This window comes from Acidimicrobiales bacterium, assembly GCA_036491125.1.
Taxonomy (GTDB): domain Bacteria; phylum Actinomycetota; class Acidimicrobiia; order Acidimicrobiales; family AC-9; genus AC-9.
In genome coordinates, this window is record DASXCO010000043.1 from 12,885 (window position 1) to 29,365 (window position 16,481).

The 16,481-nt window shown below is 70.7% G+C and carries 18 protein-coding genes and 1 pseudogene; 18 read left to right on the plus strand and 1 reads right to left on the minus strand.

What is annotated here, in order from left to right; translation table 11 throughout:
- The first annotated feature begins 18 nt into the window (after positions 1-18).
- The 18 genes and pseudogenes from rsmD (at position 19) to VGF64_03595 (ending at position 14,964) form a co-directional block, all read left to right on the plus strand.
- Positions 19-570 (plus strand): 16S rRNA (guanine(966)-N(2))-methyltransferase RsmD, encoded by a 552-nt coding sequence (gene rsmD, locus VGF64_03510; GenBank protein ID HEY1633801.1) that lies wholly within the window; start codon positions 19-21, stop codon positions 568-570.
- The gene (gene coaD, locus VGF64_03515) at positions 567-1,046 is read left to right on the plus strand and encodes a pantetheine-phosphate adenylyltransferase (GenBank protein ID HEY1633802.1); all 480 of its coding nucleotides are present in this window, start codon (positions 567-569) and stop codon (positions 1,044-1,046) included. The genes rsmD and coaD overlap by 4 nt, the downstream gene beginning before the upstream one ends.
- Positions 1,043-1,633: a hypothetical protein gene (locus VGF64_03520; protein ID HEY1633803.1), complete on the plus strand. Its 591-nt coding sequence runs from the start codon at positions 1,043-1,045 to the stop codon at positions 1,631-1,633. Before coaD ends, VGF64_03520 begins: the two co-directional genes overlap by 4 nt.
- Positions 1,634-1,651: 18 nt before the next feature.
- Positions 1,652-2,170: a DUF177 domain-containing protein gene (locus VGF64_03525; GenBank protein ID HEY1633804.1), complete on the plus strand. Its 519-nt coding sequence runs from the start codon at positions 1,652-1,654 to the stop codon at positions 2,168-2,170.
- A 44-nt stretch (positions 2,171-2,214) separates the two neighbouring features.
- Complete coding sequence (gene rpmF / locus VGF64_03530; protein HEY1633805.1) at positions 2,215-2,394, plus strand: 50S ribosomal protein L32; 180 nt, start codon at positions 2,215-2,217, stop codon at positions 2,392-2,394.
- Between the two features lie 7 nt (positions 2,395-2,401).
- Positions 2,402-3,460, plus strand: coding sequence for a phosphate acyltransferase PlsX (gene plsX, locus VGF64_03535; GenBank protein HEY1633806.1), 1,059 nt, complete (start codon positions 2,402-2,404; stop codon positions 3,458-3,460).
- Between the two features lie 84 nt (positions 3,461-3,544).
- Positions 3,545-3,841 carry a phosphopantetheine-binding protein gene (locus tag VGF64_03540; GenBank protein ID HEY1633807.1) on the plus strand — a complete coding sequence of 99 codons (297 nt, stop codon included), beginning with the start codon at positions 3,545-3,547 and terminating at the stop codon, positions 3,839-3,841.
- 40 nt (positions 3,842-3,881) lie between these two features.
- Positions 3,882-4,619, plus strand: coding sequence for a ribonuclease III (rnc, locus tag VGF64_03545; protein ID HEY1633808.1), 738 nt, complete (start codon positions 3,882-3,884; stop codon positions 4,617-4,619).
- Positions 4,612-5,451, plus strand: coding sequence for a bifunctional DNA-formamidopyrimidine glycosylase/DNA-(apurinic or apyrimidinic site) lyase (mutM, locus tag VGF64_03550; GenBank protein HEY1633809.1), 840 nt, complete (start codon positions 4,612-4,614; stop codon positions 5,449-5,451). The genes rnc and mutM overlap by 8 nt, the downstream gene beginning before the upstream one ends.
- 78 nt (positions 5,452-5,529) lie before the next feature.
- Positions 5,530-9,015: a chromosome segregation protein SMC gene (gene smc, locus VGF64_03555; protein ID HEY1633810.1), complete on the plus strand. Its 3,486-nt coding sequence runs from the start codon at positions 5,530-5,532 to the stop codon at positions 9,013-9,015.
- 31 nt (positions 9,016-9,046) lie between these two features.
- Positions 9,047-10,162, plus strand: coding sequence for a signal recognition particle-docking protein FtsY (ftsY, locus tag VGF64_03560; protein HEY1633811.1), 1,116 nt, complete (start codon positions 9,047-9,049; stop codon positions 10,160-10,162).
- 146 nt (positions 10,163-10,308) lie between these two features.
- The gene (gene ffh, locus VGF64_03565; GenBank protein ID HEY1633812.1) at positions 10,309-11,670 is read left to right on the plus strand and encodes a signal recognition particle protein; all 1,362 of its coding nucleotides are present in this window, start codon (positions 10,309-10,311) and stop codon (positions 11,668-11,670) included.
- Between the two features lie 59 nt (positions 11,671-11,729).
- Positions 11,730-11,999, plus strand: a complete 270-nt coding sequence (gene rpsP, locus VGF64_03570) for a 30S ribosomal protein S16 (protein HEY1633813.1) — start codon at positions 11,730-11,732, stop codon at positions 11,997-11,999.
- A gap of 5 nt (positions 12,000-12,004) precedes the next feature.
- The gene (locus VGF64_03575; protein ID HEY1633814.1) at positions 12,005-12,322 is read left to right on the plus strand and encodes a KH domain-containing protein; all 318 of its coding nucleotides are present in this window, start codon (positions 12,005-12,007) and stop codon (positions 12,320-12,322) included.
- Positions 12,323-12,392: 70 nt separating this feature from the next.
- Positions 12,393-12,827, plus strand: a pseudogene (locus VGF64_03580) (hypothetical protein).
- A 13-nt stretch (positions 12,828-12,840) separates the two neighbouring features.
- Positions 12,841-13,620, plus strand: coding sequence for a tRNA (guanosine(37)-N1)-methyltransferase TrmD (gene trmD / locus VGF64_03585; protein ID HEY1633815.1), 780 nt, complete (start codon positions 12,841-12,843; stop codon positions 13,618-13,620).
- On the plus strand, positions 13,592-13,978 hold the full coding sequence (gene rplS / locus VGF64_03590) for a 50S ribosomal protein L19 (protein HEY1633816.1): 387 nt from the start codon (positions 13,592-13,594) through the stop codon (positions 13,976-13,978). Before trmD ends, rplS begins: the two co-directional genes overlap by 29 nt.
- A gap of 29 nt (positions 13,979-14,007) precedes the next feature.
- Entirely contained in the window at positions 14,008-14,964 is a 957-nt protein-coding gene (locus VGF64_03595; GenBank protein ID HEY1633817.1) for a tyrosine-type recombinase/integrase, read from the plus strand.
- A 34-nt stretch (positions 14,965-14,998) separates the two neighbouring features.
- Here the strand turns inward: VGF64_03595 and VGF64_03600 are convergent, their stop codons facing one another.
- Entirely contained in the window at positions 14,999-15,889 is an 891-nt protein-coding gene (locus tag VGF64_03600) for a methyltransferase domain-containing protein (protein ID HEY1633818.1), read from the minus strand.
- Positions 15,890-16,481 lie beyond the last annotated feature (592 nt).

Genomic DNA, 16,481 nt, shown 5'->3' on the forward strand with positions numbered 1-16,481 from the left:
GCCGGTAATCTCGGGTCCATGCGCGTGGTCGGTGGGGTGGCAGGAGGGCGCCGCCTCCGGGCTCCGGCGGGCCGCTCGATCAGGCCGACGGGCGACCGAGTTCGCGAAGCCGTCTTCAACGTGTTGGCCAGTCTGGAGGCGGTGGAGGGGGCGACGGTCGTCGACCTGTTCGCCGGTACCGGCGCCCTCGGCATCGAGGCCCTGTCGCGGGGTGCGGCGCACGTGACGTTTGTCGACCGGGATCCGGCCGCGGCCGCGGCCATACGGGACAACCTGGCCGCGGTCGGCCTGGCCGAGGCCCCGTCCGAGGTGGTGCGGGCCGACGCGCTGAAGTGGCTGGATCGGGGCGATCAGGCGTTCGACCTGGCCCTGTGCGACCCCCCGTACGATTTCAGGGCTTGGGAGCGGCTGCTCGACGGACTGTCTGCCGGCCTGGCTGTGCTCGAGTCCTCGCTGCCGCTCGAGGTCCCTCCGGGGTGGGTTGTACGGACTACCAAGCGCTACGGCGGTAGCGTGGTGACCCTGGTCCAGCCGCTTCCGGATCAGGTCGCTCGGAAAGGTGCTTCGTGAGGATCGCCCTGTTTCCCGGTTCGTTCGACCCGTTCCACAACGGTCATCTCGAGGTCGTCGAGAGCGCCAGCCGCCTCTTCGACGAGGTGATCGTGGCCGTGCTCCGCAACCCTCAGAAGGGCGCGCCCATGTTCAGCCTCGAGGAGCGGCAGGTGATGGTGGAGGAGTCCACCACCCACCTGTCGCGAGTGCGGGTCGTGGGGATGTCGACGCTGGTCGTCAACGTGGCCCAGGAGGTCGGGGCGACGGCCATCGTGAAGGGTCTGCGGGCCGTGACCGACTTCGAGAACGAGATGCAGATGGCCCAGATGAACCAGCAGCTGTCGGGCATCGACACGCTGTTCATCCCCACTGCCTCCACCCACTCCTTCATCGCCTCGAGGCTCCTGCGCGAGGTGGCGCGCTTCGGCGGCGACGTCAGCGGCCTCGTGCCTGCCCCCGTCGCCAAGCGGCTCGAGGAGAAGTTCGGGCCGTGAGCCTGTTCGAGCCGGTGGACGGATCCGGCACCGAGGAGCTGCTGCGCTCGGCGATCGAGACCGTCCGTCGGGCCAAGGCGGTGCCGCTGTCCGCCAACGCCCTCGTTGGCCGGGACGAGCTGGTGCACGTGCTGGAGGAGGCGCTCGACAAGCTTCCCGAGGAGCTCCGCCACGCCCGGTGGATGCTGCGAGAGCGCGACGACTTCCTGAGCAAGACCCAGCGCGAGGGCGAGGACATCCTCGAGGCCTCCCGGGTGCAGGCCGAGAGCATGGTGCAGCGCAGCGAGATCGTCCGCCAGGCCCAGCACGCCGCCCAGCGGGTCATCGACCGGGCCCACGACGAGTCCCGACGGTTGCGCCGGGAGGCCGAGGACTACTGCGAACGCAAGCTGGCCACCTTCGAGGACCTGCTCGAACGGACGGCCAAGACCGTGCAGTCCGGGCGCCGCAAGCTCCAGGAGACGCCGGCGTTGACCGTCAGCGGCGGCCTGGTCAGCTTCGACTCGGGAACGGTCAAGCCCAACGAAGTCGTGGCGAACGGACCCGACGCCAACGGGGGAGAGTTCTTCGACCAGGACCGAGGCTAGGGACAGGGGGCGAGGACGATGACCCAGCATCCCTTTGTCGTCAACGTGGCGACCCTTCGGCGCCAGCCGGGCGCCAGCCGGCGCGAGCGGCGCGAGGGGCCAATTCCGGAGCTGGCCGTCACCGGCAGCTCCGTGCCCGAGGGGGCCCGGGTGGTCGTGGAGGTGCTGCTCGAGTCGGTTCACGGCGGCATCATGGCGACCGGGTCGGTGACGGCACCCTGGGCCGGCGAGTGCCGCCGCTGCCTGGCTGTGGCCCGCGGCGAGCTGCGGAGCACCGTCCGCGAGCTGTTCGAACGGAGCGGAGACCCCGAGCAGACCTACCCCCTGCGAGGTGACCAGCTCGACCTGGAGCCGCTCGCGCGCGACGCTGTGTTGTTGGACTTGCCCCAGGTCCCCCTCTGCACGGAGGGGTGCCTCGGGTTGTGCCCGGTCTGTGGCATCAACCGCAACGAAGCGAGCTGCTCGTGCCGGACCGAGTCGGTCGACCCCCGATGGGCGCCGCTCGACGCCCTACGAGGCGGTGAGCTTCGCCGCTGAGCGGGTAAGTCCGGACAGCACGCGCCAGACGAGAGCGAGAGAAGATGGCCGTCCCCAAGAAGAAGACCTCGAAGGCCAAGACCCGCAGCCGCCGCGCCTCGAGCTGGACGCTCGGGACCCCGCCGCGCAGCGTCTGTCCGCACTGTCAGCGGGTGAAGCGGCCCCACCTCGTGTGCCCCAACTGCGGCTGGTACGGGGGCCGACAGGCCATCGACGTCGACTGACGGGCCCGTGACCAGCTCCGCTTCCGAGGCCTCCCCCGCCCCCGTGGCCGAGCCCGAGCCTGCCGCCCGGAAGGCCGCGGCCCGGGAGTCCGCGACCTTCGCCGTCGCCGTCGACGCCATGGGTGGCGACCGGGGCCCCGGGGAGATCGTCGCCGGTGCTCGTCAGGCGGTCGAAGAGCTCGATGTCCCCGTGCTGGTGGTGGGTCGCCCCGAAGAGCTCGGCGACACCGGGGGCCTCGAGGTCGTGCCGGCCAGCGAGGTGATCGGGATGCACGAGGACCCGGGCCAGGGGGTCCGGCGCAAGAAGGACGCCTCGCTCGTCCGGGCGGCGGAGGCGGTGCGAGACGGCCGGGCGGCGGCGATGGTCAGCGCCGGCAACACCGGCGCCGCCATGGCCAGCGCACTCTTGCGCATGGGCCGCCTTCCCGGCGTGGCCCGGCCCGCCATCGCCACTCCCTTGCCCGTGCCCGGGTCCACCCACACGGTGCTGCTCGACGCCGGGGCCAACCCGGAGTGCACCCCCGAGTGGCTGGTCCAGTTCGCCAAGATGGGATCGCTCTTCGCCCGCGAGCGGTACGACCTCGCCGAGCCGCGCGTCGGGCTGCTGTCCAACGGGGAGGAGGAGAGCAAGGGCACCGCCCTGGTCAAGCGGACCCACGCCCTGCTCTCCGAGGGTGTCGGTATCCGCTTCGTCGGCAACGTGGAGGCCCGGGAGCTGCTGAGCGACGCCGCCGACGTGGTGGTGACCGACGGCTTCACCGGCAACATCGCCCTCAAGGCCCTCGAGGGCGGCATGAAGTTCTTCGTGAGCCTCCTCATGGGGGTCATGACGGCCAGCGAGGAGGCCAAGACCGCGGCCAAGGTGCTGATGCCCGCCCTGGTTCCGCTCATGGAGGAGATGGACCCGGAGTCCACCGGCGGGGCCATGCTGCTCGGCGTGGACGGGGTGTGCATCATCAGCCACGGGTCGTCGTCCGCCCGGGCGGTCGTGAACGCCGTGCGGGTGGCCCACGACATGGTCTCCCGGGGCCTGGTCGACGACCTCCGACGAGCGGTCTCGACCTGACGGCCGGCCCCATGACCTCGTCGAGCCGGCGGGGACCGCCTGATACCGGTACGATCCCGACGACGATTTACCCCAGGAGCAGCAGTGCCCGCTGAGACTCATGTCGAGAAAGGCCCGTTCGACCGTCGCCAGGTCTTCGAGATGATCCGCGACCAGCTCGCCGACATCCTGGAGATCGATCCCAGCTCCATCAGCGAGGGGGCCTCGTTCTCCGAGGACCTCAACGCCGACTCGCTCGCCCTCATCGAGCTGGTCGAAGGCCTCGAGGAGGAGCTGGGGGAGCGGACGGTGGGGTTCCGGGTCGAGGACGAGGACCTGGAGGACCTCAAGACCGTGCGCGACGCCGTCGACTACGTGGTCGCCAAGCTCGAGGCCGCCTGAGCTGCCCGAGCCGCAGGGACCGCGTCGTGCCGAGCTGGCTGTGCTGGCGCGACGGTTGGGACTGGAGCCCGACGAGATCGAGCTGCTCCAGCAGGCCATGGCCCACCGGTCGTGGTGCGCGGAGACGATCGACGAGGCCTCGAACGAGCGCCTGGAGTTCCTCGGGGACTCGGTGCTGGGCCTGGTCGTCACCGATCACATCTTCCAGGCCTATCCGGACCTGCCCGAGGGCGAGCTGGCCAAGGTCCGGGCGTCGGTCGTCAACGCCGAGGTGCTGGCCGACATGGCCGCCTCCCTCGACCTCGGGTCGGCCCTCTTGCTCGGCAAGGGGGAGGACGCCTCCGGAGGCCGGGAGAAGCCGTCCATCCTGGCCGACGCCTTCGAGGCCGTCATCGGCGCCATCTACCTCCAGGTGGGCCTGGCCAGGAGCGGCGACCTGGTCTTGGAGCTGCTAGGCGAACGGATCAGGGAGGCGGCCGCCGGACCCGGTGGCCAGGACTACAAGACCCGCCTCCAGGAGCTGGCCGCCCGTCAGGCCGAGCCGCTGCCCCGCTACGCGGTCGAGGAGGAGGGTCCCGATCACGCCAAGCGCTTCCGCGCCAGCGTGCAGGTCGGGGGTCGGCTGCTCGGTCGTGGCGAGGGGAGATCGAAGAAGCAGGCCGAGCAGGCCGCGGCCCGGATGGCGTGGGCCGATCTCTCCGGCACCCGACGTCCGCCCCCGGACCCGACCGAGGAGCGGTCGGTGGCGACCGGTGGGCGGCGCGGCGATCGTGCCTGAGCTCCCCGAGGTCGAGACCATACGACGGGATCTCGACAGCGAGGTGGTCGGCAAGCGCATCAAGTCCGTACAGGTGAAGGGCCGACGCTCGATCCGCAGGCATCGGGGCCCGGCTGAGTTCAGGGGCCGGCTCGAGGGCCACAGGATCGCCGGCGTCAGGCGGCGGGGCAAGTACCTGCTGCTGTCCCTGGACGACGGTGACGTGCTCGTCGTGCACCTGGGGATGAGCGGCCAGCTGCTACGGCCCGGCAACGCTCGGGAGGCCGCCGCCCGCCACACGCACGTCTCCATCGCCTTCACCAAGGGTGGCGAGCTGCGCTTCGTCGACCCCAGGACCTTCGGCGAGATGTTCGTCGCCGCCGAGCCCGATGTCGCTCACGAGGTGCCCGAGCTCGGTCACCTCGGCTTCGATCCCCTGAACGACGTGATGAGCTGGGTGCGCTTCGGGGACCTGCTGCGCACGCGCAAGACCAAGCTGAAGCCGCTGCTGATGGACCAGCGGTTCGTCGCCGGCATCGGCAACATCTACTCCGACGAGATCCTCTTCGCCGCCGGGCTCCGCCACGATCGTGGCTCGGAGACGTTGTCGTCCGAGGAGATTCGTCGGCTGTACCGGGCGATGCTCGAGGTGCTCTCGGACGCCGTGCGACACCGAGGCTCCTCGCTCGCCGACCAGCAGTACCGGGACCTGTTCGGCCGACCCGGTGACTTCCAGTCCCACCACCAGGTGTACGACCGGGAGGGGCTCCCCTGCCCGCGCTGCCATCGCCCGATCACGAGGATCAGGTTGGGGGGGCGGTCGTCGTTCCTGTGCGAAGGGTGCCAGGTTTGAGGTGGGCAGGATCGGTGAGAGCCCTGGTCGGCGGGGATACCCGAAGGCGGGCAGACACCCCGGTAACGTGATCGCGCTGTGTTCCTGAAGGCGCTCACGCTCAAGGGCTTCAAGTCCTTCGCCGAGCCGACGACGCTCGAGCTCGAGCCTGGGGTCACCGTGGTCGTCGGTCCCAACGGCAGCGGCAAGTCGAACGTCGTCGACGCCGTGGCGTGGGTGCTCGGGGCCCAGGGCCCCCGGACCGTCCGTTCGGCCCGGATGGACGACGTCATCTTCGCCGGATCGGCCAAGCGCTCGGCGTTGGGAAGGGCCGAAGTCTCCCTCACGATCGACAACAGCTCGGGCCTCCTTCCTGTCGAGTCGTCGGAGATCACGCTCAGCCGCACCCTGTTCCGCTCCGGCGACAGCGAGTACGCCATCAATGGCGTCCCGTGCCGGCTCCTCGACGTGCAGGAGCTGCTGTCCGACTCCGGCGTGGGGCGCCAGCAGCACGTCATCGTGGGCCAGGGCCAGCTCGACGCCGTGCTGAACGCTCGTCCCGAGGACCGACGCATCATCGTCGAGGAGGCCGCCGGGGTCCTCAAGTACCGCCGGCGGCGGGAGCGCGCCGACCGTCGCCTGGAGGCCACCGAGGGGAACCTCGAACGGCTCCAGGACCTGCTCGGCGAGGTGCGCCGCCAGATCCGGCCCCTCGAGCGCCAGGCCGAGGCTGCTCGCCGCCACGCCGGCCTGGCCGACGAGCTGCACGCGGTGCGGCTGTACCTCGCCGGTCGGGAGCTCGCCAACCTCGACGCCCGCCTGACCGCGTCCCGTGAGACCCGGGCGGGGCTCGACGAAGAGCAGGAACGGCTCAAGGTGAGCCTGGCCGGGCTCGACACCTCGGTGATCGCGGCCGAGAGCGCGCTCACGTCGGACCGGGGTGACGACCTGGCGGACCACCTCCGGCGGGTGGAGAGCCTGCGGGAGCGGGCCCTCGGAATGTCGGCCGTTCTCGCCGAGCGGCGTCGCTCGATCGCCAGCGCGGCGAGCGCCCTGGCGGACCAGGACGTGGTGGCCGCCCTGGAGGCCGAGGCCACCCGCCTCCGGTCCGAGCTCGAGCAGACCGAGAACTCGGCCCGGGAGCTCGAGCCCTCGGGCACGGAGCTGGCCGCCGCCGAGCTGACGCTCGCCGGCGAACGAGCTGATCTCGAAGAGACCCTCGGCGACGCCATGGGTCTCGTCTCACGGGAAGGGGCGGCGGCCGACGCCCGCGGGCAGCTCCGGACCCTCCGGCACGGGCTCGACCGCGACCGGGCGGAGCGAGGCCGGCTCGAGTCCCGACTGGCCGCCATCGCCCACCGGACCGAGGGTCTGGAAGTTGAACGACGTCGGCTCGGAGACGAGATCGCCTCCTCCCGGCAGGCGGCACCGTCGTTGACCGCGGCGGCCGAGGACGCGGCGACCCGTCGCTCGTCGGCCGAGTCCGGGGTCGAGCGGGCGGAGGCCGGTCTGCGCCGCGCCGACCAGGACCATCACTCGTGGCAGGCACGGGCCGATGCACTGGCTCTCGCCCTCGACGAGGCTCGGGCCCGAGCCGGAGCCGAGCGGCTGTCGGAGGTGCCGGGGGTCGTCGGCACCCTGTTGGAGCTCGTGGAAGTCGACCTCGGTTGGGAGCGGGCGTTCGAGGCGGCGGCGGGGGAGGCGCTGGCCGCGGTGGTCATGGCCGGCCCGGCCGAGGCGAGGACTGCGCTCGGTCATCTGCGCGAGGCAGAGACGCGGGGTGCCGTGCTGGCCCTCGGCGCCCGGGGGCACCTGCCTGTCGTCGCCTCCGCCGATCTCGCGGAGGTCGACCTGATCCGGACCCACGTCCGCTCCGCCGTCGACGGAGTCGAGCACCTTCTCGATGTCTTGCTGGCAGGCGCCGTCGTGGCGCCCGGAGGCTGGGACGAGGCGGTGGGCCTGGCCCTGAGCCGACCGGAGCTCATCGTGGTCACCGTCGAGGGTGACCGGTTCGGTCTGTCGGGTTGGCGGATCGGTGACGGCGGTCCGACCGCTACGGGAGCGGCGCTCGAGGAGGCGCGGGCCCGGGCGGCGACGTGCGCCGAAGCGGTCGCCACCGCCAGCGAGGACCTGGGGGCGGCTCGGGCCGAGGTGGCCGCGGCTCGGGCAGCAGAGACGGAGCTGGCCAGAGACGTCGAGCGGGCCGATGCCCGTTCGGCCAGGGCCGCCGAGGCGGTCACCCGCGCCGAGTCCGAGCTCGGGGTGCTCGCCCAGGATGCCCAGCATGCTCGGGATCAGGAGCAGGAGCTGGCCCAGCGCATCGAGCACGACGCGTCACTGGTCGCGTCGCTCGAGCAGCGCCTTCCCTCGCTCGAGGCGGATGAGGCAGACGTCGCCCAACGGGTGGCCGCGGCACGGGAGGCCAAGGCACAGGTGGACGAGCGGGTCGCCGCCGTGGCCCAGCTCCGGACCGGGCTCGAGGTGCGGACGGCAAGCCTCGATGAACGACGCTCGCTCCTCGCCGGCCGGCTCGGTGACATCGAGCGGCGGCTCGAGCGCGACCGCACGGAAGTGGCCCAGGCCGCGGACCGCCGCCAGCAGATGGAGGCGGCCGCGGTCGCCATCGACCGCCTGAGCGCCCTGGTGGCCGGGCACGTGGCCACCCTCGATGACCGGGCCCGGATCGTGGGCGAGCAGCGGCGTCAGATGGCCGCCGCCCTGCACGACCGGGCCGCCCACCTCGACCAGCTCCGCAACGAGCGTCTGCAGGCCGAGCGTCGCCTGGCCGAGCTCCGGGAGCGGGCCCAACGGGCGGAGATCGAGGATGCCGAGATCCGGCTCCGACAAGAGGCGGCGGTCGAGTCCGTGCGTCGGGAGCTCGACCACGAGCCGGAGGTCGCCGTGGCCGCGCCCCGCCCCGAGCCACCCCCCGGGGTCACGATCGCCCAGCGAGCCAGGGAGCTCGAACGTGAGCTGCGCCTGATGGGCCCGGTCAACCCGCTGGCCATCGAAGAGCTGACCTCGCTGCGCGAGCGCCACGAGTTCCTCGAGTCCCAGCTGGAGGACGTGCGAGGGGCGCGGCGAGAGCTGGCCAAGGTCATCCGGGCCATCGACGGCGAGATCGTGCAGGTGTTCGCGGCCGCCTTCGCGGACGTGTCCAAGCACTTCTCCGCCTTGTTCTCGACCCTGTTCTCGGGGGGCGTCGGGGGTCTCCGACTGACCGACCCCGACAACCTGCTGGAGACGGGCATCGAGGTGGAAGCCAAGCCGGCGGGCAAGAACGTGAAGAAGCTCTCGCTCCTGTCCGGCGGCGAGCGGGCCCTGGTGGCCATCGCCTTCCTTTTCTCGGTGTTCCGCAGCCGGCCCTCGCCCTTCTATCTGCTCGACGAGGTCGAGGCCGCCCTCGACGACGTCAACCTCCGGCGTTTCCTCGATCTGATCGAAGAGTTCCGCGACGAGGCCCAGCTCATCGTCGTGACCCACCAGAAGCGGACGATGGAGGCTGCTGACTGGCTGTACGGGGTCACGATGCAGCCGGGCGGGTCTTCCAAGATCGTGAGCGAGCGAGTGAGAGCCTCGGCCTGACAAGCAGAGCGGCAGCTAGGCTCACGACGCCATGACAATCATCTTGATCGTGGCCGTCCTCGCCTTCGTTGTGGTGGTCGCGCTCGGTCTGGTGGCCGGTACTGCACTGCGGCGTCGCAGCTCCGGCGTCGAGCTCGAGCCTCCGCCGCCACCCTCAGCGCAGGTCGCCCCGCCTGACGTCGCCCAGCCTGACGTCGCGGAGGCGCCCCCCGAGGCCGAGGAGGTGCTCGGTCCTCCCGAGGTGGCCGCCCCGCCGCCACTGCGTGAGCGCCTGGGCAAGGCCCGCAGTCTCCTCGCCGGGCGCGTCGGCGCGGTGCTCGCACGCTCCGGCATCGACGAAGGGACGTGGGACGAGCTCGAGGAGGCCCTGATCCTGGCCGACGTCGGGGTGTCGACGACCACCTCGCTGCTCGACGGGCTACGCACGCGGGTCAAGGCCGGTGAGATCTCGGGCCCCGACGCGCTGCTCGAGGCGCTGAAGTCGGACCTCAAGGCGATCATGGGTCGGGGAGACCGTTCCCTTCATCAGGAGCCGGGGCAGACGAACGTCTGGCTCTTCGTCGGTGTCAACGGCGTGGGGAAGACCACGACGATCGGCAAGGTGGGGATGCGCGAGGCGGCCGAAGGGCGTTCGGTGGTGATGGCCGCCGGTGACACGTTCAGGGCCGCCGCCACCGAGCAGTTGGAGTCATGGGCGCTGCGCGTCGAGGCCGACCTGGTGCGGGGGTCCGAAGGTGGCGATCCCGGGTCGGTGCTGTTCGACGCCGTGCAACGGGCGGTGGCTCGGGGGGCCGATCTGGTGCTGGTCGACACCGCCGGGCGCCTGCACACCAAGGTCAACCTCATGGAGGAGCTCAAGAAGGTGCGGCGGGTGGCAGAGCGGTCTCCCGCCCACCTGGGCGAGGTGCTGCTGGTCCTCGACGCCACGACGGGACAGAACGGCTTGGTCCAGGCCCGCCAGTTCTCCGAGGCGGTCGGCGTCACCGGCGTCGTCCTCACCAAGCTCGACGGCACCGCCAAGGGCGGCATCGCCCTGGCCGTGGTCGCCGACCTCGGGCTGCCGATCAAGCTCGTGGGGCTGGGCGAGTCGCCCGCCGATCTCGTCCCCCTCGACCCCGACGAGTTCGTCGAGGCCCTGTTCGCCTGAGGGGCGCAGGGTTTGTCGAAAGTGGGCGCATCGACGTCGGCCGCGGCGCCCACTTTCGCCCCGACGTGGAACGGCACGGCGCTGGCGGGCCCTCGCCCTGGCAGGGAGCATCGAGCCGGCTGGCCGTTCCGGTAGCCTGGCTCGAGATGTTCGAGTCTCTTTCCGATCGATTCGAGGGTATTTTCACCCGCCTCCGGGGCCGCGGGCACCTGGGCGAGGCCGAGGTCGACCAGGCCCTCGGCGAGATCCGGCTGGCCCTCCTCGAGGCGGACGTCAACCTCGCCGTCGTCCGGGGTTTCATCGCCCGGGTACGGGAGCGCTGCGTCGGGGCCGAGCTGTCCAAGAGCCTCTCGCCCGCCCAGCAGGTCATCAAGATCGTCAACGAGGAGCTCACGGCCATCCTCGGCGGCGAGGCCCTGCGCATCACCTACGCCTCCAAGCCTCCGACGGTGGTCCTGCTGGCAGGTCTCCAGGGCTCCGGGAAGACCACCGGGGCAGCCAAGCTCGCCCGGTGGTTCAAGCAGCAGGGTCGCCAGCCGCTGCTCGTCGGGGCCGACCTCCAGCGGCCGGCCGCCGTGGAGCAGCTCCGCGTCCTCGGGGGCCAGGCCGGCGTGACCGTGTTCAGCGAGCCGACCGATCCGGTGAGCGTCGCCCGGCGGGCGCTGGACGAGGCCCAACGCAGGGGCCGCGACGTGGTCATCGTCGACACGGCGGGTCGTCTCACGATCGACGAGGCCCTCATGGACGAGGTTCGCCGCGTCTCAGAGGTGCTCCATCCCCAGTACACCTTCCTGGTCATCGACTCCATGACCGGCCAGGACGCCGTGGCCACGGCCGAGGCGTTCCACGCCACCCTGGAGCTGGACGGCGTGGTGCTCTCCAAGCTCGACGGCGACGCCCGTGGCGGCGCCGCACTCTCGGTGAAGGAGGTCGTCGGCCGACCCATCGCCTTCGCCTCGACCGGTGAGAAGCTGGGCGACTTCGACACCTTCTACCCGGATCGCATGGCGAGCCGCATCCTCGGCATGGGCGACATGCTGACGCTCATCGAGACGGCGGAGCAGCACTACGACGAGGAGACCGCCACCCGCGCTGCGGAGCGACTGCAGGAGGGGCAGTTCACACTCGAGGACTTTCTCGAGCAGATGCAGCAAATCAAGAAGATGGGTCCCCTAACGGGGATCCTCGGCATGCTCCCGGGGCTGCCCAAGGACATCAAGAACGCCCCCATCGACGACGGCCAGCTGGCCCAGGTCGAGGCCATCATCCGCTCCATGACCCTGGGCGAGCGCCGGGACCCGACCATCGTCAACGGATCGAGACGCCTGCGCATCGCCAACGGCAGTGGCTCGACGACCGCCCAGGTGAACGCCCTGCTCAAGCAGTTCAAGGAGATGCAGCGCATGATGAAGGGTGTCGGAGGCGGCAAGGCCTCCGGCAAGCCGGGGAAGAAGGGCAAGCGTGGTCGTGTGACGCCCTCGCTCGCCGACCTCAGCTCGCTTCGCTAGCGGGCCCTACAAAGCAAGGCCGGCCGGGTTGGCCGGCCCAGAAAGGTAAGGATCGATTCGTGGCAGTCAAGCTCCGCCTCATGAGGATGGGCAAGAAAAAGCAGCCCACCTACCGCGTCGTGGCCGCCGACAGCAGCTCCCCTAGGGACGGCCGTTTCATCGAGATCGTCGGCACCTACGCCCCCAGGTCCGATCCATCCGTCGTCAACATCGACTCCGCCAAGGCGGTCAAGTGGCTGTCCCAGGGGGCCAAGCCGACCGAGCGGGTCGAGAAGCTGTTGCGCGTCTCCGGGGCCTGGGACGAGTTCACCGCTGCAGCATCGAAGTGAGCGACATGTCTGACCCGGAGGTCGGCTATCCGGCCGGCGGCGAGGTCGACGAGGTCGACGACATGGCGGGGAACCGGGCGTCGGGCTCGATCCCGAGAGAGGTGCTCGAGCACATCGCGCGCTCGATCGTCGACGACCCCGACGCGGTGGTGATCGAGGTCGACGAGGCGCGCCAGAGAGTGAACCTCCGATTGCACGTCGCCCCCAACGACATGGGCAGGATCATCGGACGGCGGGGCCGCGTCGCCCAGGCCATCCGCACCCTGGTCAGGGCGGCGGGCGCCAACGAGGGGATCGAGGCCAGCGTCGACATCGTCGACTGACCGGTCGACGCCAGCGGCGGACGGCCCGGGAGGCCGGTCCGATAGCCGAGCCACGCTCGAGGTCGGCAGGGTCGACCGGCCGCACGGGCTGCGGGGCGACGTGATCGTACGCCTGGTGACCGACCGCACCGAGCGGCTGTCGGCGGGAGTCGTGCTCTCGTCGAGCGCCGGCGACCTCGAGGTCGTGCGGGCCGCGCCTCACGGCGAGCGCTGGATCGTCTCGTTCGCCGGGGTGGGCGACCGGGACGGGGCCGAGGCCCTGAGGGACGTGGTCCTCCGGGCCGAGCCGATCGTCGACCCCGAGGCCCTCTGGGTCCACGAGCTGCACGGGTCCGAGGTCGTCGACGTGAAGGGGCAACGGGTAGGGCGGGTGGTCGCCGTCGAGGCCAACCCGGCCAGCGACCTGCTGGTACTCGACGGGGGAGGTCTCGTGCCACTGCGGTTCGTGGTCGAGCACCGTGCGGGCACGTTGGTCGTCGACGTTCCCGACGGGCTCCTGGAGTGATCCCATCGTGCGGGTGGACGTCTTCACCATCTTTCCGGGGGTGATCGAGGCCGTCGGCCGCGAGAGCCTGGTCGGGCGGGCCCGCCAGCACGGCCTGCTGGACCTGAGGATCCACGACCTGCGCTCGGCGGCGACCGATCCGCGACGCTCGGTGGACGACACTCCGTTCGGCGGCGGGGCGGGGATGGTGCTGGCGGCTGGTCCGGTCTTCGGGGCGGTCGAGGCCGCTCGACCGCCCCGGCCGCTGTTCCTGCTCGGGCCGGCAGGGCGGCCGCTCGACCAGGCCCTGGTGCGGGAGCTGGCCGACCTGGGTGGCTTCTCGCTGCTCTGTGGGCGCTACGAGGGCGTCGACGAACGGGTGGCCGAGCACCTCGTCGACGACGAGCTGTCGATCGGTGACTACGTCCTGGCCGGCGGGGAGGCGGCCGCCTTCGTCGTCGTCGAGGCGGTGACCCGGCTGGTGCCTGGGGTCATGGGCAACGCGGCGTCGGCGGCCGAGGAGAGCTTCACCGACGGGCTGCTGGAGTACCCCCAGTACACGAGGCCGGCCGACTTCCGCGGCTGGGTCGTCCCGGAGGCGCTCCGTTCGGGCGACCACGCCCGCATCGCCCGCTGGCGCCGAGCCCAGGCGCTGGCCCGGACCCTCGCCCGGCGTCCCGATCTCGTCGAAGCTCGCGGCGGATTGACCGACGACGAGGTGCGGCTCCTCGCCGAGCACGGGTATCCTGCGGAGTCCCCCCGGTCTTCCGAGGAGCCTCCGCGCCATGAACCCCACCGACCTGGTCGATCGTGACAGCCTCCGTGACGACATCCCGGCGTTCGCGCCCGGGGACACAGTTCGTGTCCACGTTCGGGTGGTCGAGGGGAACCGGCAGAGGGTCCAGGTGTTCCAGGGGGCCGTCATCCGCCGCCAGGGCTCTGGTGTCAGGGAGACGTTCACCGTCCGCAAGGTGAGCTTCGGCGTTGGCGTCGAACGCACGTTCCCGGTGCACTCGCCGATCATCGCCAGGATCGAGCCCGTCATCCAGGGTGACGTCCGCCGGGCCAAGCTCTACTACCTCCGGGGCCGGGTCGGGAAGGCGGCCAAGATCAAGGAGAAACGGCAGCTTTCCCCGGCCACCCCGGCCAAGAAGGGGAAGTCCGCCATCTAGACGCCCGGTCGGCCGAGCTCGCCGACCTGTTGGACGCCTACCTCGCCCGCTACACCACCCCCCATAGCCGCCACCAGAACGCGGCCTACCTGAACCACCTGTTCCGCCACACCGGCCGACGTCACCCGGCCGAGGTGACCGAAGCCGACTTGTTCGGATGGGTCCGGGCCCGGGCCGACGGCCAGAATCGGCCTCTCGCCAACAACAGCGTCCGCCAGCGCCTCTCCTGCGTCCGGTCCTTTTTCCGCTGGTGCCAACGCAAAGGGCTGGTCACCACCGATCCGACCATCGAGCTGGACGTGCTGCGCCGTTCCTACCCTCGCACGTACGGCAAGACCCAGGCTGCGCACCCGGCACGGTGGCTCACGAAGCAAGAGGCCTTCGGGACGCTGGTCGGCAGCTCCCAGGACGGCACGTCCAGGGGCATGCGGGACGAGATCGCGCTGCGCCTTGGCCTGGCGGGCCTCCGATCGGCGGAGATCGCGACCCTCACGGTCGGCAACCTCCGGCTGGATGCGGACCCGCCTCGGATCGAATGGATGGGCAAGGGGCGCAAGCCCCGCTGCATCGTCCCCGGCGCCACCCTGGTCGAGGTATTCCGGAGCTACCTGGCCGCGTACGCCCACGGCCTGCTGCGGCCCGTGGTCTCCTCGGACCCACTGCTGTGCCGGGAGGTCATTGGCGCAGCCCGCCAGGGCGGACGCCGTCGGCTCGATTGGGGCCGTTCCATGACGCGGCGCACCTTCTTCGCCATCGTCCAGGGGAGGGCCAAGAAAGCCGGGCTTGGCCACGTCTCGCCTCACGATCTGCGCCGCTCGGCTGCCGGCATCTTGCACGGCGAACGATCGGCCGACGGTGGGCACCTGTTCGACCTGCTGGACATTCAGAAGGTCCTCGACCACGCCGACCCGGCCACGACCCAGCGGAGCTACCTCGATCCGCTGGATACCGGCATGAAGCGACGCGCCTCCACAGTGCTCGACTGAGCACTGTCAGTACCACCTGCAGCGCGGAGCCGGATCACCCGCTTCGAAGCGGTTCCGCAGGCGAGCTGTGTCCGTTCTCGGGCCGCACCAGGTCCCAGATCAGAGCGATCGGGAGCCCGATCAGCGCCGAGTGGGTGGCCTCTCGGGCGACCGTTGCTGAAGGAACGAGGTCGGCCGTTGCCGCCGTGTGGGCCGGCTCGACACACCTGCGCACACCCAGGCCCGCCTCGCTGAAAGCGTCGAGATAGTGGCTGTGGGTGTGAAAGTGGTTGCGGACGAAGCCCCAGCTGCCATCGGCGCCCTGATAGGCGGCCTGGCCGGCGAAGGCGACACCGATGGGGTGCATGTCGGTGAGGATCAGGCGTCCACCGCGCTTGGTCACTCTGGCAAGCTCGGCCACCGCCGGGCTGAGGTCTTGCAGGTGGCTGAGAGCGAGACCGCAGGTGACGAGGTCGAACTCGCCATCTGCGACGGGGAGGTCGTGCAACGCTCCATTGCGGAAAGTCGCCTCGGGTAGGCGCCGGCTGGCGACCTCGAGCATCTCGGGGCTGCCGTCGACACCGAGGGCGTCGTGGCCGGCGGCGACCAGCAGCTCGGTGAGCCTGCCCGTCCCACAGGCAGCGTCAAGAGCCCGTCCTTTGGGCAGACCAGCCAGCAGCTCCGTCACCACGAGCTGCTCGGCGTCGATGAGGGCGTTGGGCATGGCGTCATAGGTCGCGGCCCACGCGGCATAGCCGTCCGCTACGGAACGCTCGGGGAAGTCGAGGGCGAGTGATAACGGAGGTCGGTCGGCCTCGGCTACGAAGCGGCGGATCTCGCCCAGTCGGCGCTCGACGCTGACCTGGTCGTCTTCGAAGAGGCCCCGCATCAATGCCATGCCCTCTACACCAAGGCCGAGCTCCACCAGCTGGATCGTCCGCGTCATGGCCTGACGATAGGCGCCCCCCAGGTAGGTGGTCTGGCCATTCACCCGGCCCTCGTGGCCGACGCAGCGAAGGCCAAGTCCGATGTCCACCGAATTGTTCGATGGGGATATTGGATTAGGCAACTTCGCGCCGGCGATATCCCTCGGGCGGCCAGCGGCATCCACCCCGCTGTCGCAAAACCGACGGGGCGGACCCTCCGACGTGGCGATGACCCCAAACGGCTGCGAGTTGCCAGCCGGCCCTGAGCGGGCCCGCGGGATCCTCTTAGGGGGTTGCCCGCCGTGTTCGGAGTTTCCCAGATCACTCTCAGGAGCCTGCATCGCTGCGGCTATTCCAACGGTCGCGGTCGGCAGGAAAGAGAAGCGGTCGTGTTGTTCGAAGCCAAACCATCCAACTCCAAGGCGCCCCGGCACCTCCGGCACCGGGGCGACTGTCCAGAGTCCCCTCTTCCCGCTCAGAGCCGGAGCCACTCCCACCGTTTCGAGCCACCGCCCATCAAGCCGTTGTTGTGCCTCGGCGCGCGGCAAAACCTTCTACGAGTCCATGCGCCCAGAACCGAGGAGGACGGCCGACCATGCCGAGCCCGAGTGG

What these genes read in the sequence shown, in the direction of transcription:
- VGF64_03600 (HEY1633818.1), bottom strand. Translation starts at nt 15,889, where the DNA reads ATGACGCGGACGATCCAGCTGGTGGAGCTCGGCCTTGGTGTAGAGGGC.
- ffh (HEY1633812.1), top strand. Translation starts at nt 10,309, where the DNA reads ATGTTCGAGTCTCTTTCCGATCGATTCGAGGGTATTTTCACCCGCCTC.
- VGF64_03575 (HEY1633814.1), top strand. Translation starts at nt 12,005, where the DNA reads ATGTCTGACCCGGAGGTCGGCTATCCGGCCGGCGGCGAGGTCGACGAG.
- rpmF (HEY1633805.1), top strand. Translation starts at nt 2,215, where the DNA reads ATGGCCGTCCCCAAGAAGAAGACCTCGAAGGCCAAGACCCGCAGCCGC.
- rsmD (HEY1633801.1), top strand. Translation starts at nt 19, where the DNA reads ATGCGCGTGGTCGGTGGGGTGGCAGGAGGGCGCCGCCTCCGGGCTCCG.
- VGF64_03525 (HEY1633804.1), top strand. Translation starts at nt 1,652, where the DNA reads ATGACCCAGCATCCCTTTGTCGTCAACGTGGCGACCCTTCGGCGCCAG.
- ftsY (HEY1633811.1), top strand. Translation starts at nt 9,047, where the DNA reads ATGACAATCATCTTGATCGTGGCCGTCCTCGCCTTCGTTGTGGTGGTC.
- rplS (HEY1633816.1), top strand. Translation starts at nt 13,592, where the DNA reads ATGAACCCCACCGACCTGGTCGATCGTGACAGCCTCCGTGACGACATC.